This window comes from Photobacterium phosphoreum (assembly GCF_002954725.1).
Lineage (GTDB): Bacteria > Pseudomonadota > Gammaproteobacteria > Enterobacterales > Vibrionaceae > Photobacterium > Photobacterium phosphoreum.
Map to the genome: position 1 here is coordinate 301,325 of NZ_MSCQ01000002.1, position 16,949 is coordinate 318,273.

Here is a 16,949-nt window from a genome sequence, read left to right on the forward strand (position 1 = left end):
CTTGCTATTTAACGCTTCGTAATAGCGTGTGATATTTTTAGATAGCAAATCAATGAAAACTGCCGATTTAGGTGGGGAATATAATGAAAGTCATTAATTTATTAGGCGACATTAAGATTGAAAGCATTAATGGGAAAAGTTTTATTATTAATGGAAATAATAGATTATCTGTCTTGGAAAATGGAATAGTATTACAAGTGGGAACAATCGTATTCTTAAATAATAATACTGTTGTTACTATTGAAAGTGTTAGTGGTTCATCGATTAACTTATTAAATAGTGATCAGGTTGAATTTATTGATATTAATACTTTACTCGATTCTAATCGTATTCAATTGCCAATTTATAATGAATTAATTAATAATTTATCACTTCCATTATCCAATAACGAAACATTAAATTTAGAGCAAGAAAAGAGCGATAAAGATATAAGTTCATCAATAACTAATGATAGTGTTATTGATTATGATAATGATCAAATGCTTGCAGTTGCTGGTTTTGAAACATCCTATTATCCGATAAAAAAGACAGATGAAAAAGATGATAGTTATGAACATATTAATCATATTGAAGACCCGTTTACTGTTGGCGCTATCATTACTGCCTCAATCACCATCGATAATATTACTGCAGACGACATTATCAACATCGCAGAATCCAAAACGGACATTATCGTACATGGTAGCGTTGGTAATGATGTGAAGGTTGGTGATACTGTTACCGTGTTGGTCGGCACTCAAAGTTACATCACCACAGTGCAAGCAGATAATACATGGACGGTGAACGTTCCCGGTCAAGTATTAGTTGATAACGGCACTGATAATGTTAAAGCCACAGTAACCACCACTGATATTGCAGGTAATAGTGCTACTGCCAATGCTGACCATTCTTATACTGTTGATACCACCATTGCTGCTGCGATTGTGATTGATAGTATCTCACACGATGACGTTGTTACCGCGGCTGAATCTTCTTCTTTGCAAGTTATTACAGGTACTGTAGGGGATGATGTTAAAGCAGGAGATATAGTGACGGTGTCACTGGATGGTGATGTTGTCGGCACTACTACTGCTATTGAACAAAATGGTCAATTGGTATGGTCATTAAGTGTTGATGGGAAAACGTTATTACAAGCAGATGTTGATCGTATCAGTGCTAGTGTAACTACCGATGATATTGCTGGTAATACTGCTACCGCAAATACCAGCCACAATTACAGCATTGATGTCAAAGCTAGCATCACTATTAATCCTATTACTGGGGATGATAAGATCACCGAAGCGGAAGCACATCAACCAACGTTACCGATCTCCGGAACAGTAGGACAAGATGTACAAGTGGGTGATCAGGTGATTGTTAGTGTCAATGGTCATGATTATACCACCAGCGTTCAAGCGGGAAAGATATGGTCAGTTGATGTGTTGGGACGTGATATTTTACATGCTGATACAGCCACTGCGACAGTAACTACCGATTATGGTTTGCCTCATGAAGTGACCGCGACGACGACGGAAGACTACACCATTGAAATTACAGCAGGTATTATTATTAGCTCGATAGCTGGTGATAATATTGTTAATAATCAAGAGACTGAATCGAAAGTTCCAATAACAGGGTTAGTCGGAGGAGATGTTAACACTGGAGATATAGTTACTGTTACGATCAATGGTATAACCTATACCACGAAGGTTAGCGCTGATAAAACATGGGTTGTTGATGTAGATGGAAGTGCTTTAGTTAATAACAAAAGTGATGATGTTCATGCATCTGTGATCACCAATGATGGCGCAGGGCATCAAGCAACAGCCACTACAGAAAAACCTTACACCGTTAATACCACTATTGCGGCTTCAATCACCATTGATAACATTACTGCCGATAACATTATTAATATTGCAGAATCTAAAACGGATATTGCCGTACATGGCACCGTTGGTGATGATGTTAAAGTCGGTGATACCGTCGTTATAACAGCTGGCACCCAAGTTTACAGTACCACCGTACAAGCAGGTAATACATGGACGGTGAATATACCCGGTAAGGTATTGGTTGATAATGGCACTGATAATATTAAAGCCACAGTAACAACCACCGATAGTGTCGGTAATATCGCCACTGCTAATACTGACCATCTTTATACTGTTGATACCACCATTGCGGCTTCAATTTCGATTGATAATATTACTGCTGATGACATCATCAATATTGCAGAATCTAAAACGGATATTGCTGTACATGGTACGGTAGGTGATGATGTTAAAGTCGGTGATACCGTTACTGTGATAGTGGGTAGTGAAACTTATACCACCACAGTGAAAACAGGAGATAAATGGACAGTTAATGTTCCCGGTCAGGTGCTGGTGGATAACGGCACTGATGATGTTAAAGCTACAGTAATAACTACCGATATCGCAGGTAATACCACCACGGCCAATGCTGAACATCCTTACAGCGTTGATACCACCATTGCCGCTTCGATTGTGATTGATACTATTTCACACGATGATGTTGTTACCGCTATCGAATCTTCTTCTTTGCAAGTTATTACTGGCACCGTAGGCGATGATGTAAAAGCGGGGGATACCGTGACGGTGGCATTGGATAATAATGTGTTAGGCACCGCCACAGTCATTGAGCAAGATGGTCAGTTAGTGTGGTCATTAGAGGTTGATGGTGAAACCTTATTACAAGCAAATGTTGATCGTATCAGCGCTAGTGTGACTATTGATGATGTTGCTGGTAATACTGCTACCGCAAATACCAGCCACGGTTACACTATTGATATCAAAGCCAGCATCACTATTAATCCTATTACTGGGGATGATAAGATCACCGAAGCAGAGGCACATCAATCAACATTACCTATTACTGGAACCGTAGGTCAAGATGTACAAGTAGGTGATCAGGTGGTTGTGAGTGTTAATGGTCATGATTACACTACTACTGTTCAGGCTGGAAATACTTGGTCAGTTGATGTGTTGGGGCGTGATATTCTGCATGCTGACGAAGCAACTGCGACAGTAACGACTAATTATGGATTGCCTCATGAAGTAACTGCGACAGCGACTGAAGATTACACCATTGAAATTACGGCAGGTATTATTATTAGCTCGATAGCAGATGATAATATTGTTAATAAGCAGGAGTCTGAAGGAACAGTGCCTATAACAGGCTTAGTCGGAGGTGATGTTAACGCTGGAGATACTGTTACCGTCACGATCAATGACATAAGTTATACCACGACAGTCAGTGCTGATAAAACATGGGTTGTTGATGTCGATGGCAGTGTTTTAGTCAATAACAGCAGTGATGAAGTGCATGCTTCTGTAACCACCAATGATGGCGCTGGACACCAAGCGACCGCTACCACAGAAAAGCCTTATACTGTTGATGTCATTATTGCTGCTTCAATCTCTATTGATAACATTACTGCCGATGACATTATTAATATCGCAGAGTCTAAAGTAGATATTGCTGTGCATGGTACGGTAGGTGATGATGTTAAAGTTGGGGATACAGTCACAATTACTGTCGGTGCTCAAACTTACACCACTACAGTGCAAACGGGTAATACATGGACCGTTAATGTTCCCGGTCAGGTGCTTGTTGATAACGGTACTGATAATGTCAAAGCCACAGTAACGACTACCGATATCGCAGGTAATACAGCCACCGCCAATGCTGACCATCCTTACACGGTTGATACCACTATTGCAGCTTCAATCACGATTGATAATATCACCGCTGATGACATTATTAATATCGCCGAATCTAAGACGGATATTGCCGTACATGGTAGCGTTGGTGATGATGTTAAAGTCGGCGATACCGTCATAATCACTGTCGGTACTAGAACCTATACCACTACTGTGCAAGCGGGTGGTACGTGGACGGTGAATGTTCCCGGTCATGTGCTGGTGGATAATGGCAGCGATAATGTTAAAGCGACAGTAACAACCACTGATATTGCAGGTAATAGTGCTACTGCCAACGCTGATCATCCTTATTCGGTTGATACCACTATTGCGGCTTCAATCACTATCGATAATATCACCGCTGATGACATTATTAATATTGCCGAGTCCAAAACCGATATCGCTGTGCATGGCAGCGTAGGTGATGATGTTAAAGTCGGTGATATCGTTACCGTGACAGTAGATGCTGAAACTTATACTACTGCCGTGCAAGCTGGTAATACATGGACGGTGAATGTTCCCGGTCATGTGCTGGTGGATAATGGCACTGATAATGTTAAAGCAACAGTAACCACCACTGATATTGCAGGTAATGTTGCCACTGCTAATGCTAACCATCCGTACACTGTTGATACTACTATTGCAGCTTCAATTGTGATAGATAGTATCTCACATGATGATGTTGTTACCGCGGCTGAATCTTCCTCTTCGCAACTGATTATAGGTAGTGTTGGCGATGATGTTAAAGTTGGGGATATAGTGACAGTGTCACTAGATGGTGCGGTTGTCGGTACTACTATGGTTATCGATCAAAATGGTCATTTAATATGGTCATTAGATATAGATGGCGAAACGTTATTACAAGCAAATGTTGATCGTATTAGCGCTAGTGTAACCGCGCATGATGTTGCAGGTAATGTTGCTTCCGCAGATACCAGCCACAATTATACCATTGACGTCAAAGCTAGCATCACCATCAACCCAATAACTGGGGATGATAAAATCACTGAAGCTGAGGCACATCAATCAACATTACCTATTACTGGAACTGTAGGTCAAGATGTGCAAGTGGGCGATCAGGTTGTGGTGAGCGTTAATGGTCATGATTATTCCACCACTGTTCAAGCTGGAAATATTTGGTCAGTTGATGTCTTGGGGCGTGATATTCTGCATGCTGACGAAGCAACTGCGACAGTAACGACTAATTATGGATTGCCTCATGAAGTAACTGCGACAACAACTGAAGATTACACCATTGTAATTACAGCAGATATTATTATTAGCTCAATAGCGGGTGATGATATTGTCAACAAGCAAGAATCCGAAACGACTGTACCTATAACGGGGTTGGTAGGAGGAGATGTTAATGTTGGAGATACTGTTACTGTCACTATTAATGGCACAGATTATATCACCGCAGTGAATGCTGATAAAACATGGATTGTTGATGTCGATGGCAGTGCTTTAGTCAATAACAGTAGTGATGATGTTCATGCCTCTGTAACCACCAATGATGGTGCAGGTCATCAAGCAACCGCCACCACAGAAAGACCTTACACGGTTGATACCATTATTGCCGCTTCAATCATCATTGATAATATCACCGCCGATGATATTATCAATATCGCAGAATCTAAAGCAAATATTGCCGTTCATGGAACGGTAGGTGATGATGTTAAAGTTGGGGATACAGTCACAATTACTGTCGGTACTCAAACTTACACCACCACAGTACAAACGGGTAATACATGGACCGTTAATGTTCCCGGTCAGGTGCTGGTGGATAACGGTACTGATAACGTCAAAGCCACAGTAACGACTACCGATATCGCAGGTAATATAGCCACCGCCAATGCTGACCATCTTTACACGGTTGATACCACTATTGCAGCTTCAATCACGATTGATAATATTACCGCCGATGACATCATTAATATTGCAGAATCTAAGACGGATATCGCGGTGCATGGTAGCGTTGGCGATGATGTTAAAGTCGGTGATACGGTAACAATTGTTGTTGGTACACAAACTTACACCACTACAGTAGAAACAGGTAATACATGGGCGGTGAATGTTCCCGGTCCGGTGTTGGTGGATAACGGTACTGATAATGTCAAAGCCACAGTAACCATCACAGATCTTGCAGGTAATACTGCTACCGCTAATGCTGAACATGCTTACAGTGTTGATACTAGTATTACCGCTTCAATCACCATTGATAATATTACCGCCGATGACATTATTAATATGGCAGAATCTAAAACGGATATTGCCGTACATGGCAGCGTTGGCGATGATGTTAAAGTCGGTGATACAGTCACAATTACTGTTGGCACTCAAACCTATACCACCACAGTAGAAACAGGAAATATCTGGACGGTGAATGTTCCCGGTCAGGTGCTGGTGGATAACGGCACCGATAACGTCAAAGCCACAGTGACGACGACAGATATCGCAGGTAATGTTGCCACCGCCAATGCTAACCATCCGTACACTGTTGATATTACTATTGCAGCTTCAATTGTGATCGACACTATTTCAGGTGATGATATTGTGACTGCGGCTGAATCTTCTTCTTCGCAAGTTATTACCGGTACTGTGGGAGATGATGTTAAAGCTGGAGATATAGTAACAGTGTCACTCGATGGTGCGGAGCTGGGTACGACGACCGTTTTAGAACAAAATGGCCAACTGGTATGGTCGTTAGATGTGGATGGTAAGACGTTATTACAAGCTGGCGTTGATCGTATCAGTGCCAGCGTGACTGCACATGATGTTGCTGGTAATACGGCCACTGCAAATACTAGCCACAGTTACACCATTGATATTAAAGCGAGCATTACTATTAACCCAATTACTGGGGATAATAAGATCACCGAAGCGGAAGCGCATCAGTCAACGTTACCGATTACAGGTACAGTGGGGAAAGATGTACAAGTCGGCGATCAGGTGGTTGTGAGCGTCAACGGGCATAATTATACCACCACCGTTCAAACAGGAAATACTTGGTCAGTTGAAGTGTTAGGGCGTGATATTTTGCATGCCGATGAAGCTACTGCCACAGTAACGACTAATTATGGATTGCCTCATGAAGTCACCGCGACAACGACCGAAGATTACACCATTGTAATTACAGCAGACATCATTATTAGTTCGATAGCAGGCGATAATATTGTCAACAAGCAAGAGTCTGAAGGTATTGTTGCTATAACAGGTTTGGTGGGAGGAGATGTTAATCCCGATGATATTGTTACTGTCACGATTAATGGTACAAGTTATACCACTAAAGTCAGCGCTGATAAAACATGGGTCGTTAATGTGGATGGTAGTGTTTTAGTTAATAATAGCAGTGATGATGTTATTGCATCTGTGACCACTAATGATGGCGCAGGGCATCAAGCGAGTGCCACCACAGAAAAACCTTATACTATTGATACCATCATTGCTGCTTCAATTATTATTGATAACATTACCGCCGATAATATTATTAATATTGCAGAATCTAAAACGGATATTGCCGTACATGGCACCGTTGGTGATGATGTTAAAGTCGGTGATACAGTCACAATTACTGTCGGTACTCAAACTTACACCACCACAGTGCAAACTGGGGATACATGGACGGTGAACGTTCCGGGTCAAGTATTAGTGGATAACGGTACTGATAATGTTAAAGCCTCTGTAACAACCACCGATATCGCAGATAATGTTGCTACCGCCAATGCAGATCATCCTTACACCGTTGATACCAGTATTGCAGCTTCAATTATTATTGATAACATTACCGCCGATAATATTATTAATATGGCAGAATCTAAAACGGACATTGCCGTACATGGTAGCGTTGGTGATGATGTTAAAGTTGGCGATACAGTCACAATTATTATCGGTACTAAAACTTATACCACCACAGTGCAAATGGGTAATACATGGACGGTGAATGTTCTGGGTCAAGTATTAGTGGATAACGGCACCGATGATGTTAAAGCCACTGTAACAACCACTGATATCGCAGGTAATGTTGCTACCGCCAATGCTGAACATTCTTACACAATAAAAACGTTAGATGCATCAATAACAATTAATAATGTCACAGCAGACAACGTGATTAATGAATCTGAAGCAACTCAAGACCTCACAATTAATGGGGATGTTGGCGGCGGGGTGAAATTAGGTGATCAAGTGACGGTAACCGTTATTGACCATACTTATTTTACTCATGTTATCTCAGTGAATGGTCAATTGGTCTGGCAAGTTGATATTCCTGGTAGCATATTAGCAACGGCATCTGTCGATGATATTAATGCCGCCGTTACTGCGACAGATATGGCAGGAAATAGAGTTACAGCAACAGCAAGTCATCAATATCAAGTGGCAGATTTAGATGTCACAATAACGATAGATATGATTAATGATGGCAAACCAATAACAGGTACTGAGTATGATACCAATACTCCTATAACAGTAATGGGAACAGTAGGAGGAGATGCGAAAGTTGGTGATACCGTTACACTGCAATTAGGCGATAAAAAAGTTGAAACAGTAGTGATAACTCTATCGAATGGCAACCTAGGTTATACAACATCTGTTGCCGGACAATATTTTGATCCTAGTAGTGATAATGGTTTTGTGGGTGATGTACATGCTTCTATTACAATAAATGACTCTTACCAAAATATAGCATCAGCACAGGCAGATAAAACATATGGTGCAGAGGGCGATGTTATTATTGGCACTTCAGCATCAGAGGTTATCAATGGTAGTGGTTATAATGATGTCATTATTGGTGATTCATTAATATCGCAACCGAATATTAATGTCAGTTTAGTACTTGATACATCAGGATCGATGGCACAAGTTATCATCGATCCTAATAATGTAAGTTTAAATAATGGTTATACATCGGGTGAAATCATTATTACTAATGAGTTTGGTGAGACAGAAGTTTTCCGTAAATTTGACACCATAAAAGAATTAACTGATTTTTATAATAGTGCTTATTCAGAAGCTTTTCTGCATACGCTACTTGAATATTATGGAACCATCAGATTACCGAATGGCAGTATTCAAACACTTACTTATAATGATTTAGATGTTAATACTCGTATAGGACAAGCAATTGATGCTATTCATGAAATTTCTGAGCACTACAGTAATATTTTAAACCAAGAACAACTTGATAACATGGAATTCTCATTAATTACATTTGCCGTCACAATTGAAAAAAATGATCGGTTTTTTTGGGATATTGTCGATAAAGAATTTATTACTGCAAATGGAGAAACGCTTAATGATGTATTAAACGGTGTGGTTGCCTATGGGGCAACAAATGATTTTAATATGGCATTAGCAGCTGGAATAGACAGTTTTACTAATAGCGATGATGTTAATGTTATTTATTTTATCTCAGATGGCCTTGATGGCAGTACAGATTTAGATCTTATTCGAATATTAGCAGGGGACAATTTAGATTATTATCATCCGATTATTATTCCAACACTGATAGGTTCTGATGTTACTGATACTATTCCTGAAGAAGTGAGACAAATTGCATCATTAGGTAATGACTATCTACCCAATAATGAAGGTGATAGTAAAGTTATTTTAGTGAAAGATATTACTCAACTTGGTGATTCGCTTAATAATGCATTTGACCATATTCTTACTGGATTAGATGTTATTCATGGTGGCGCTGGTAATGATATTATTGTTGGCGATACATTAAATAATGAATGGTTAATGCTGCAGTATGGTTCTGATATCTCGCATCTTCAAGATTTAATTGATAATGGCACCTCAGTAAAAGACATTTTATTTACTGTAGTTGCTAATGAAAATAATATTACTGTAAATGATGTAACCACCCAAGATGTATATAAATATGTGGATGATAATCAGACTAATTTGTTTGAGACTTCATCAAACACAGACAGTGGAGCTGATACACTTTTCGGTGATGCTGGCGATGATATTGTCGCCGGTTCAGGTGGTAATGATGTTATCAATGGCGGTACGGGCAATGATCTTCTCATGGGGCAAAATGGGAATGATACACTGATATCAATTGGCGGTAATGATATATTATCTGGTGGTGATGGTGATGATATTTTTCAACTAGATGTACTTGATTCATCTCAAGCATCAGCAACGACTATTAAAGCCATTGATAGCGGTGACAAAATTGATATGTCATCAGTTTTAGATGAGGATCTTTCTATTACAAGTTTACTTGATAATATAACTTCAGCAACTGTAACGAGTAGTGATATTACATTAACGGTTGATCATAATTCTGTAACTCATACAGTGAAATTAGAAGCTGTTACTGATGTATATAGTGATCTTGGCTCATCTACAACTGAAATAGTTACCAATTTATTTAATTATGATGTGTTTACTATTAAATAATAAAAACGAAAGGTTGATAGATAGATAGATAGAAAGGAATAGCGAAGTAATGCTATTCCTCTCACTTCATTAGATATCATTAAAGTGTTATTTTTGGTTATGATATGTTTTAGCTATAAAGAAAATAGTTAAACTGAATATGGCACCTAACGTATCTGCTAACATGTCTTTTTGGGCATCCCAAATATCACCTTGAGAGCCTAGAAACTCAATACCAGCTTCACCGCCTGCACTTGCTGCATACCACCACTCCACGATTTCATAAGCTGCGGCTGTCGCCATAATGGCAAATAAGCCAAAGAGGGCGGCAATAATTGGTTTGCAATGTCCTTTACGCACTAAAAACTCAGCGACAGGGAAGGCATAGAACCCAATCGAAAAATGTGCAAAGCGATCAAAATGGTTACGGTTAGAATCGAGAAGATGGTTAACCCAATCAAAAGGTACATTAGCAAAGGTATAATGGGCACCAATATTGTGTAATACCAACCATACCGCCATTAAGGTGTAGGCGAGATTACTAAATACAAAATAGCGGTAACTGAAAACTAAAAATAAGAACACAATAATCAGAGGAATGGCTTCTGCTATCCATACTGCACGGAAAGCAGGATTAAGCCCTAGTGCAATAAAGAAGATAATATAGCAAAATGCTAACCATTTAGGGTATTTGTTTTCAATCATTTCAATTCCTTATAATAAATAATTGCATCAAAGAGTAACGTTTTTGCTGCATATATTGCAAGAAAGATTATCAATGTGTTAACGCTGCTGTAATGACTTATTTTAGGTTTTTTAATATTGGTTTGTGTTATAATTTCCAGCTTATGTTTTCACAATATTGTGATATACATCATATTTGACAGTATACACTCATTGATTGAGTTGTTTTTACCGGAGCATCATTTTGCATTTTAAAGATCTTGGCTTAGACGCACGCCTACTAAACAAACTGAATCATTTGGCGTTTGATCGAGCAACCGAAATTCAACAAACGGCCGTCCCTGTTGCTATTGCAGGCAAAGATATTTTGGCGTCGTCGAAAACGGGTTCCGGTAAAACTCTGGCATTTTTATTACCTGCAATGCAGCGTATGTATCGTGGTAAGCCATTTACTCGTCGCGATCCTCGCGTATTAATTTTAACGCCGACCCGTGAGTTAGCGAAACAGATTTTCGCACAACTACGTACGCTTAATGCTGGTACTCCTTACGATGCAACCTTGATTGTTGGTGGTGAAAACTTTAACGACCAAGTAAAAGCATTACGTAATGACCCAATGTTTGTGGTTGCAACGCCTGGTCGTTTTGCCGATCACCTTGAGCACCGTAGTACACACCTTGATGGTTTAGAAATGCTTATTCTTGATGAAGCAGACCGTATGCTTGATCTGGGTTTTGAACCACAACTTCGTCGTATTAACGAAGCGGCAAATCACCGTCGTCGTCAAACATTAATGTTCTCTGCAACTATGGATCACGTTGATGTAATGTCAATTGCATCTGAAATGTTGGATATGCCAAAGCGTATTTCAATTGGTCACTCAGCAGAAGAACATACCGATATTACTCAGCGTTTTATTCTGTGTGATCACTTAGATCATAAACAAGCATTGCTTGATAAAGTGCTTGAAGTTGAAGATTACAATCAAGTTATCATCTTTACTGCAACGCGTGCTGATACTGATCGTTTAACCGCTGAATTGAACGAACGTAAACTAAAAGCGGTTGCGCTAAGTGGTAATCTGAACCAAACGCAACGTAATAGCATCATGAGCCAGTTTGAGCGTAATTGTCATAAAATTCTAGTGACAACAGATATCGCATCACGTGGTCTTGATATCGATAGCGTATCTTTAGTGATTAACTTTGATATGCCAAAACACGCAGAAGAATATGTTCACCGTGTTGGCCGTACCGGTCGTGCGGGTAACAAAGGTGATGCAGTATCATTGGTTGGCCCTAAAGACTGGAAAAGCTTTAAAGCGGTTGAAGCATTCTTGAAACAAAAGATTGAGTTTACAACAATTGAAGGCTTAGTTGGTAAGTTTAAAGGTCTTAAACCTGCACCGAAGAAGAAAATTGTTAAGAAAACGACAACCAATGCGACAGGTGCAGCGAAACAAGCGCAAGCGCCTAGAGCGAAGAAGAGAGTTGATAAGCGTTTTTACGAAAACCAAGCAGTGGGTAATGATGTCTTTATCCCTAAGAAAAAACGCAATACTGATGTTAGTCAAGACGACCAATAATCATTATTGTATGAGCATTGTATTCGCTATTAATAAATAACGAAGATAAAACAAGCAGAATATTTAATGCCGTTCACTTAAAGTGAACGGCATTTTTTTGGTCAATTAAAAAAATATATAATAGTAGGTATTACTTTTTAACATTCCATTGTTTAAGATATTCTAAACGTTGACCTATAAGGGACGCTGTTACTCGACGACTTAAAGTATCACTTTCTTTTGATGCAACAATAATAGGAACGGTTTCACCAAAGCCCTGTATTGAAATACGGGATGGTGCAATCTCATGGCTGAGAAGGAGATTTCTGACCGCATTGGAACGACGTAAAGAAAGTACTTGATTATAATTAGTATTACCTACTTTACTTGCATATCCATTGATAACGACTTTAGTAGAAGGGTACTCCTTCATAAAGCTTGCCATAAATTTAACTTCATGAGCAAAAGTATGGTTTATAGCAATAGAATCATTATTAAATAAAATATGTAAATTATAATCTTTAGTATCAATAATTTGTGCACTACAGCCATTATTATTAATAATGTCTAAAGTCTGTGTTTGTTGACAGTGATCTCGTGTATTTATGACGCCATCTTGATCGCGATCCTTGAGATCAAGGTGAGGTATATCTTTTGGATATGAGTCAATCGTTGAGCTACACCCAATAACAAATAGTCCTGTAGCTAAAAGTATAATATGTTTCATCTTTACTCTTATAATACGGATTGATTCCAGAGAGGATCAACATTAATACGTGATGCCTTAAGTAAATTAGATGTTGAATTTAAAATACGATACTTAGCTTCAATCTCGCCATATCGAGCTTGAACATAGTTACGTTTAGATTCATACACTTCATTTTCTGTATTTAATACATCAAGCAAACTACGCTTACCAATAAGATATTGTTTTTTATAAGCATTTAATGTTTTTGTTGATGCTAAAACGTGATCTTGCAAGAATGATTTCTGACGTGAATATAAGATATAAGCATCCCATGATAATTCAGCACCATTATTTAATTCACGTAATGAATTTTCATAAATGTCTTTTGTTTTTTCAAGATCATAGGCAGCTTGACGTGAACTAGCCATATCACTTCCGCCAGAAAATAAGTTATAACTTACTTTAAGCGCTATTTGACTTTCATTTGTTCGACTATTTGAACTTGAGTTCTCTGCTCCCCAAGTTTGTCCTGCCTGTAGTGTTATTTTAGGTAAAAAATGCCCTTTGGTTAGATCATATTTGTACTTTGATGCTTCAATATCATGTAATGCTAATTGAATCGTTGGGTTGTTAGCCTTTGCTGTTTCTAACATCATTTTTAGGCTACTTGGTATTGTTTCTTGATCTACTTCAGGCATAACAAGATCAATAGGTCGATGACCTGTAACTCGAATAAATTGAGATTGTTTATCATTCAAATTTGACTGAGCTGCTAAGACACTTGCGTCTGAACGTGCAAGTCGAGATTGAGCTTGTGTTAGATCTGTTGATGAGTCGATACCTGCATTTACTCGTTTTTTTATATTTTCATATATAGTATTTAAATTTTTATTATTTTCATTAGCTAAGTAAACATTCTCTTGAGATTGAAGCACATCAAGATAAACTTTAGAAACTTTGAGAGCTGTGTCATTAACTGTTGAATACAAACCATAGCGACTAGCTTCAGCCTCTTCTTTAACTCGATCAATATCATTAAGTGTTAGATTACCATCCCAAATAAGCTGGTCGATTGTTATAGATGCTTGATTTGGATTGTATTGATCAGGTTGTATTCTATCTTTAATAAAGCCTGTTTGTGCATTGATATTTACAGATGGTAAATAGTTTCCTTTTCGAATATCTATTTCTTCACTTTTTACTTTGAAGTTATGAAAAGACTCTTTTATGTTAGGGTTAGTTTCTAATGTTTGTAATAAAGCCTGTTCATAGGATTGAGCGTAAATTACAGGTGATGTAATTAATCCTGCAATTAATAAAGCAGTTGAGTCTAACTTTAATTTCATATTTATTATTTCTTGATTTTGTTTGTTAATATAGTGACTGATTATCCACACTAAACAATTCATATTTATTATCGTAACGATGAAAATATTTCATCAAAAAAACATTAATTGATACATTTCAAGCTCTTATTTAAATTATATCATACCATTTGTGGATATCACCTCTTAAATTAATGCTTTTTTTGGATGATATGTAAAAATTGTATGAAAATTGTACGTTTCATTAATTGCCTTATTTGACAGGTTTAAATTATCTGTTAAATTTCAAAATAAATAAATTAACACTGCCGGATCAGGTAGGAAATATAATGAAAGTAATTGATTTAGTAGATGACGTTTTTATTAACGATGTTAGTGGTAAAGGATTCGTTATTGGAGATAATAATAATCTAATACCTCTCGAAAAAGGAATGGAATTAAAAGTAGGACAATTGGTTTTACTAAATGATAATTCTATAGTTACTATTAATAATTCTAATGGTTCTTTGAGTGAACTAATAAATAGTGATCATGCAGAAATTAAAAATATTGATGAGATGATCGACTCTGGACGAGTTCAATCATCATTTCATACTTATTTTATTAATGATGTAGACGTAAGTTCTCATGGTATTAATGATAAGGATGAGATGACGAATAATGTATTTTATACAAATGAAAAGAGTAATGATGCTTTATCTGATGATAAAAATATAAGCTCATCAATAGCAAACTATAGTGTTGTTAATTATGATAATGACGAAATGCTTGCTACTGCTGGTCATGATACGGATTATCATCCTGAAGATGAAAAACAGACAAATATTTATGGTGATGAACAATTAAATAGCCATTCTAAAGTCTTTGATACCACGATTGCAGCGACGATTGCGATTGAGAACATCACCGCAGATGACATCATTAATGCTGCCGAAGCCAAAACCGACATTCCGGTTCATGGTACCGTTGGTGCAGACGTTCAAGTTGGTGACACGGTAACGGTTACTGTTGGCTCACAAACGTATACCACCACAGTACAAGCTGGTAATACGTGGACAGTGAATGTTCCGGGTAAAGTGTTGGTTGATAACGGTGGTCATGAGGTTCAAGCAACCGTCTCAACTACCGATGATGCGGGCAATACAGTAACTGCAGATGCCGAGCATCCGTATACGGTTGATACTTCAATTGCAGCTACGATTGCGATTGAGAACATCACCGCAGATGACATCATTAATGCCGCTGAAGCCAAAACAGATATTCCTGTTCACGGTACGGTAGGCGATGATGTAAAAGTTGGCGATACAGTAACCGTTACTGTTGGTACTGAAACTTATACCACTACAGTGCAAGCTGGTAATACGTGGACAGTGAATGTTCCGGGTAAAGTGTTGGTTGATAACGGTGGTCATGAGGTTCAAGCAACCGTCTCAACTACCGATGATGCGGGCAATACAGTAACTGCAGATGCCGAGCATCCGTATACGGTTGATACTTCAATTGCAGCTACGATTGCGATTGAGAACATCACCGCAGATGACATCATTAATGCCGCTGAAGCCAAAACAGATATTCCTGTCCACGGTACCGTTGGTGACGATGTAAAAGTTGGCGATACAGTAACAGTGACTGTTGGCTCTGAAACTTACACTACCACAGTACAAACGGGTAATACGTGGACAGTGAATGTTCCGGGTAAAGTTCTGGTTGATAACGGTGGTCATGACGTTCAAGCGACCGTTGCCACCACAGACACTGCGGGTAATACTGCAACAGCAAATGCCGAGCATCCATACACCGTTGATACTACGATTGCAGCAACAATCACCATTGAGAACATCACTGCTGATGATGTGATTAATGCTGCCGAAGCTAAAACTGACATTCCTGTTCACGGTACCGTTGGTGACGATGTAAAAGTAGGCGATACAGTAACAGTGACTGTTGGCTCACAAACTTACACCACCACAGTACAAACAGGCAATACGTGGACAGTGAATGTTCCGGGTAAAGTGTTGGTTGATAATGGTAGTCATGAGGTTCAAGCAACCGTCTCAACTACCGATGATGTGGGCAATACAGTAACTGCAGATGCCGAGCATCCGTATACGGTTGATACTTCAATTGCAGCTACGATCGCGATTGATAGCATCACTGCTGATGACATCATTAATGCTACCGAAGCTAAAACAGATATTCCTGTCCACGGTACCGTTGGTGCAGACGTTCAAGTTGGCGATACAGTAACAGTGACTGTTGGCTCACAAACTTACACCACCACAGTACAAACGGGTAATACGTGGACAGTGAATGTTCCGGGTAAAGTTCTGGTTGATAACGGTGGTCATGACGTTCAAGCGACCGTTACCACCACAGACACTGCGGGTAATACTGCAACAGCAAATGCCGAGCATCCATACACCGTTGATACTACGATTGCAGCAACAATCACCATTGAGAACATCACTGCTGATGATGTGATTAATGCTGCCGAAGCTAAAACTGACATTCCTGTTCACGGTACCGTTGGTGACGATGTAAAAGTAGGTGATACAGTAACAGTGACTGTTGGCTCACAAACTTACACCACCACAGTACAAACAGGC

The 16,949-nt window shown here is 38.9% G+C and carries 6 protein-coding genes; 3 read left to right on the top strand and 3 right to left on the bottom strand.

Going from position 1 to position 16,949, the window contains the following annotated elements:
• Positions 1 to 83: 83 nt before the first annotated feature.
• Positions 84 to 10,103 carry an Ig-like domain-containing protein gene (locus tag BTO21_RS13515; protein ID WP_052672695.1) on the top strand — a complete coding sequence of 3,340 codons (10,020 nt, stop codon included), beginning with the start codon at positions 84 to 86 and terminating at the stop codon, positions 10,101 to 10,103.
• A gap of 87 nt (positions 10,104 to 10,190) precedes the next feature.
• On the opposite strand, the gene BTO21_RS13520 is transcribed toward BTO21_RS13515, so the two are convergent.
• The gene (locus tag BTO21_RS13520; protein ID WP_045031137.1) at positions 10,191 to 10,787 is read right to left on the bottom strand and encodes a DUF2238 domain-containing protein; all 597 of its coding nucleotides are present in this window, start codon (positions 10,785 to 10,787) and stop codon (positions 10,191 to 10,193) included.
• Positions 10,788 to 11,010: 223 nt separating this feature from the next.
• On the opposite strand from BTO21_RS13520, the gene BTO21_RS13525 reads away from it, so the two are divergent.
• A complete protein-coding gene (locus tag BTO21_RS13525) occupies positions 11,011 to 12,351 on the top strand; it encodes a DEAD/DEAH box helicase (RefSeq protein WP_045031138.1) in 1,341 nt (446 codons plus the stop codon).
• A gap of 130 nt (positions 12,352 to 12,481) precedes the next feature.
• Here BTO21_RS13525 and BTO21_RS13530 read toward each other — a convergent pair whose 3' ends face one another.
• Both BTO21_RS13530 and BTO21_RS13535 read right to left on the bottom strand, forming a co-directional pair.
• Positions 12,482 to 13,057 (bottom strand): OmpA family protein, encoded by a 576-nt coding sequence (locus tag BTO21_RS13530; RefSeq protein ID WP_045031139.1) that lies wholly within the window; start codon positions 13,055 to 13,057, stop codon positions 12,482 to 12,484.
• Positions 13,058 to 13,065: 8 nt separating this feature from the next.
• Complete coding sequence (locus BTO21_RS13535; protein ID WP_052672696.1) at positions 13,066 to 14,364, bottom strand: TolC family outer membrane protein; 1,299 nt, start codon at positions 14,362 to 14,364, stop codon at positions 13,066 to 13,068.
• 308 nt (positions 14,365 to 14,672) lie between these two features.
• Between BTO21_RS13535 and BTO21_RS13540 the strand changes: the two genes are divergently transcribed.
• Positions 14,673 to 16,949, top strand: a 2,277-nt coding sequence (locus BTO21_RS13540) for an Ig-like domain-containing protein (RefSeq protein WP_146107834.1), incomplete at its 3' end; no start/stop codon positions are given.

Coding starts and splice junctions, on each gene's coding strand:
- BTO21_RS13515 (WP_052672695.1), top strand. CDS start 84: ATGAAAGTCATTAATTTATTAGGCGACATTAAGATTGAAAGCATTAAT.
- BTO21_RS13520 (WP_045031137.1), bottom strand. CDS start 10,787: ATGATTGAAAACAAATACCCTAAATGGTTAGCATTTTGCTATATTATC.
- BTO21_RS13530 (WP_045031139.1), bottom strand. CDS start 13,057: ATGAAACATATTATACTTTTAGCTACAGGACTATTTGTTATTGGGTGT.
- BTO21_RS13535 (WP_052672696.1), bottom strand. CDS start 14,364: ATGAAATTAAAGTTAGACTCAACTGCTTTATTAATTGCAGGATTAATT.